This window comes from Kitasatospora sp. NPDC004669, assembly GCF_040609455.1.
Lineage (GTDB): Bacteria > Actinomycetota > Actinomycetes > Streptomycetales > Streptomycetaceae > Kitasatospora.
Genome location: NZ_JBEXKB010000199.1, coordinates 1 through 2,377, shown reverse-complemented (window position 1 = coordinate 2,377; position 2,377 = coordinate 1). Strand labels below are relative to the sequence as shown.

2 protein-coding genes are annotated in these 2,377 nt (G+C 71.4%); both read right to left on the bottom strand.

All coding sequences use genetic code 11. The annotated features are described in order from the left end of the window. Positions 1-196: 196 nt before the first annotated feature. Positions 197-736: a hypothetical protein gene (locus ABZW30_RS46845; RefSeq protein ID WP_355677469.1), complete on the bottom strand. Its 540-nt coding sequence runs from the start codon at positions 734-736 to the stop codon at positions 197-199. Between the two features lie 361 nt (positions 737-1,097). After that, the gene (locus ABZW30_RS46840) at positions 1,098-1,643 is read right to left on the bottom strand and encodes a hypothetical protein (protein ID WP_355677468.1); all 546 of its coding nucleotides are present in this window, start codon (positions 1,641-1,643) and stop codon (positions 1,098-1,100) included. Between the last annotated feature and the right edge of the window lie 734 nt (positions 1,644-2,377).

Sequence of the window (2,377 nt, the reverse complement as noted above, 5' to 3'; positions counted from 1 at the left end):
GGGCCTGCTCGCTGCCGTCCGGGCCGCCGACCAGCTGCGCTGGGCTTGAACTGGTACCGAGGGCGTGGTGGGGGCGTGGCGGCGGCTGAGGTGGCTTTGCTCACGAGTTATGAAGTCTCTTGTTCACGGATTTGGAAGGCACGCGAATCCGCGGTCGGCCGATGTTCACGAGAACGGGAGGCACCCTGCGGCCGGCCTACTCCCGGGCGTCACCGGCGGTCCCCCCACTGTTCTGATCACGACGTTCGGACAGCCCCTGGACCGCCCGCCAGCGCGGGGCATTGTCGTCGGGGACTTCCGGCGAGGCGAAGTAGAACGGTACTCCGAGGTAGTCGGCCAGGGCCCGTCCTGCCTCGGCTGCGGCGGTACCCGGCTGGGGGCCGCCGCAGCCGTGATGGATGGTCGCCAAATGACCGTCTCCGGCCGGATCATCCAGGACCGCAACCAGCAGCACGAACCAGTCGTGGACGGTGTCGCCGTCCCAGAGAGCCTCAATGGCGGCCACCTGGCCCGAGAGGGCCGCAGCGCGGGCAGCAAGTGAGGGGACATCGAGCGAATCAGGCGGGCTGTGTTGCACGCGATCGCCAAGGGCCTCATAGCGCGCGTGGACCACCTGTTCCGCCTCGCGCAGACCCAACTCCAGCGGGCGCAGGGCCTCCCACACGGCCCTGACTGCCATCATCCGGCGGTCGCGCAGCACATTCGCGTCGACCTCCTGGCGGGTCTGCTCCTCCAAGTAGGTCCACCAACCGCTCACAGGGCCTCCGAACTGGGTTCCATGACGTAAGTCATGAGCCGAACGTACGTCAGTACGGTGCGGGCGACTCCGGCGGTCCGTCGTTCGGGAGCCACGGTGCTGTCGAAACTCGTGAACATTCCCGCCCGGTCTCAGGAGGGTGTTGCCTCCCGAATCGGTGTTGAAGTGCTGTCCATTCTCATGAACGAAGCCACTGAGGTGGCGGCGGGTTTTGCCCCCAAGGGTGGCGGGCCGGGCGGTGCGGGCGCGTCCGCCCGGCGCGGGAGCGGGGGCGGCGGCCTGGGGCCCGTGCCCCGGGCCCCGGGCCGCGGGACCGGCGGCGCTCGGGCCGGGGGAGGGGTCAGGTGCCGCCGCCTCCGCCCCCGCCGTTGACGGTGGCCGCGACGGCGCCGATGCTGCCGTCGCCGGCGAGGGAGACGCTCAGGGTCAGGAACTTGATCGGCTGCGGCGGGACGATCGGGACCGGCGGAATGATCGGGTTCGGCGGGAATTCGAGGAAGGTGGGGTTGAAGGTCAGCCGGATCGGGGTCGGCGGGACCTCGGTGCGTTCCGTGTCGGTGCCGACGAAGCGGTAGGTGCGGCCGCTGGTGAGGCCGCGGCCGGTGGTGTTGATCAGGCGGCTGACGACCTGGACGTCGATGTCGTTGCCGCCGGCCAGCGTGCGCACCCGCACGTCGAGGGTGCCGGTCACGGCGATGTTCTCGGTGGTGCCGGCGATCGTGCCGGACAGCGGGAGCCGGACGTGCTTGAAGTGCACCAGGGGAAGGACCGCGCGGACGGCGCTCGGGACGGCGGCGGGGGCGGCGGTCGCGGGGACGGCAGCCAGGCCGAGCACGACCGGCAGCAGGCCGGCCGTGGCGGCGGCGCGCTGGAGGACGCGGCGCATGGATCACTCCTCATCAGGTAGGCGAGCGGGCGTGCCCGCGCGACCGAGGACCGCGACGGCCGCCCACCGCCCACCTCACCCGAGGCGCTCGCGCGCGGCGCGCCCAGGCGGGCACTCGGCCCAACGCCCCGCCCGCCGTTCGGCTCAGACCGCCACGCCCCGCCCGCACGCCAAACCCACCCGGCGGATTCCGCTACGCCCCCCAGGGGATGTACACCAGTGTTGCGGCGGGATTTCCTGGCAGGCGTTTTCTGATACGTATTCGGGTCGAACGGGATTCTCTGAATGGCGGTCTCTGATACGCGCCCGCCGGGGATTTTCGGCCTCGCTCCGCCAGGCCGCGATTCGGGGGTTTGGCCGGGATTGGGACTGCCGTTCCGGCGGGATCGCCTGACGGTCGAAGACTGATACAGGGGATGGGGTGGGACTCCTGTCCCTACACGGTGCATCAGCTGATGTGCCCCCACCCGGACCCCTCCTATCCTCGTTACGGTCAGTCACCCCGGCCGCCGGGACCGTCCCACCACCCCGCACCCTCCTCCCGGCCAGCCTGCCCCGGAGCATAGCGGAGGGGCTTTCACCTGGGCTGTAGCGCAGCGGAAGCCCGGGTGGGGCATGGAGCGGAGCGGAGTGCCCCAGGCCTCGCGCAGCGAGGCCGGCCTGACCGAAGGTCAGGCCACGGACACGCGGAGCGGGTCCGTCGACCGGCCGAAGGCCGGACGCGAACGGAGGGC